The organism is Pseudomonas sp., from assembly GCF_030696055.1.
Lineage (GTDB): Bacteria > Pseudomonadota > Gammaproteobacteria > Pseudomonadales > Pseudomonadaceae > Aquipseudomonas.
In genome coordinates this window covers 1-1,415 of record NZ_JAUYNP010000028.1, presented here as the reverse complement: position 1 = coordinate 1,415, position 1,415 = coordinate 1, and the positions used below count along the sequence as shown (strand labels likewise).

Here is a 1,415-nt window from a genome sequence, read left to right as displayed (position 1 = left end):
TGATAGCAATGCGCTCGTGGTCAACGTCGATCACGAACAGAGCGTCCGGCAGACCGCCCATGTCCTTGATACCACCCAGGGACCGATCGAGCTTTTCCAGGTCACGGGAGCGCATCAGCGCATCTTTCTTGGTCAGATTGGAGAAAGTACCGTCTTCGGCTTGCACTTCAAGGTCACGCAGACGCTTGATGGAAGCACGGATGGTTTTGAAGTTGGTCAGCATGCCGCCCAACCAGCGGTGATCGACGTACGGCGAACCGCAACGTGCTGCTTCTTCAGCAACGATCTTGCCAGCGGAACGCTTGGTACCAACGAACAGGATCTTGTTTTTGCCCGAAGCCAGCTTCTCAACGAAGGACAGCGCCTCGTTGAACATCGGCAGGGTTTTTTCAAGGTTGATGATGTGGATCTTGTTGCGCGCGCCGAAAATGTACTTGCCCATTTTCGGGTTCCAGTAACGGGTCTGGTGGCCGAAGTGCACACCGGCCTTCAGCATATCGCGCATATTGACTTGGGACATGATAGTTCCTTGATAAGTCGGGTTAGGCCTCCACGCATCCCAGCTTCCAACCCTGCGAACTTGTCGCAAGGCACCCAGGAAACCGTGTCGATACGTGTGTGGGTTTAGGCTTGCGGGCATATGACCCGTAAAGCGGCGCGTTTTATAGCACGAAAAGCGCGCAAAAGCTACAGGACCCACACGCAAAGAACCGCCCTGGCGCTTATGGCTTGCGCGTCGAAGCTGCTAACATAGCGACTTTTCCGCATGCGCCCGAGAGCCCCTATGACCGTCACCATCAAGACGCCGGATGAAATCGAAAAAATGCGCGTAGCCGGTCGTCTGGCTGCCGAAGTACTGGAAATGATTGGCGAACACGTCAAGCCCGGGATCACCACCGAGGAGCTCGACCGCATCTGCCACGACTATATAGTCAAGGTGCAACAGGCCATCCCCGCGCCGCTCAACTATAAAGGCTTCCCCAAGTCGATCTGCACCTCGGTCAACCATGTGGTCTGCCATGGCATCCCCAATGACAAGCCATTGAAAGACGGTGACGTGCTGAACATCGACATCACCGTGATCAAGGACGGCTACCACGGCGACACCAGCAAGATGTTTATGGTCGGCAAGGTGCCGGAGTGGGCCGAGCGCCTGGCGCAGATCACCCAGGAGTGCATGTATAAAGGCATCCAACTGGTCAAGCCGGGCGCGCGCCTGGGTGATATTGGCGAAGTGATCCAGAAGCATGCGGAGAAGAATGGTTTCTCGGTGGTACGCGAATACTGCGGTCACGGCATCGGTGCGGTATTCCATGAGGAGCCGCAGGTGCTGCACTACGGCCGCGCCGGTACCGGCATGGAGCTGAAAGAAGGCATGTGCTTCACCATCGAGCCGATGATCAACCAGGGCCGCG

Annotated in this window: 2 protein-coding genes; one reads left to right on the top strand and one right to left on the bottom strand. The window is 56.7% G+C overall.

Features of this window, described 5'->3' with window-relative positions; translation table 11 throughout:
- The coding region (rpsB, locus tag Q8Q83_RS01465) for a 30S ribosomal protein S2 (protein ID WP_305620500.1) at positions 1–520 on the bottom strand (520 nt) is incomplete at its 3' end.
- 264 nt (positions 521–784) lie between these two features.
- On the opposite strand from rpsB, the gene map reads away from it, so the two are divergent.
- On the top strand, positions 785–1,415 hold a 631-nt coding region (gene map, locus Q8Q83_RS01460; protein WP_305620498.1), incomplete at its 3' end, for a type I methionyl aminopeptidase.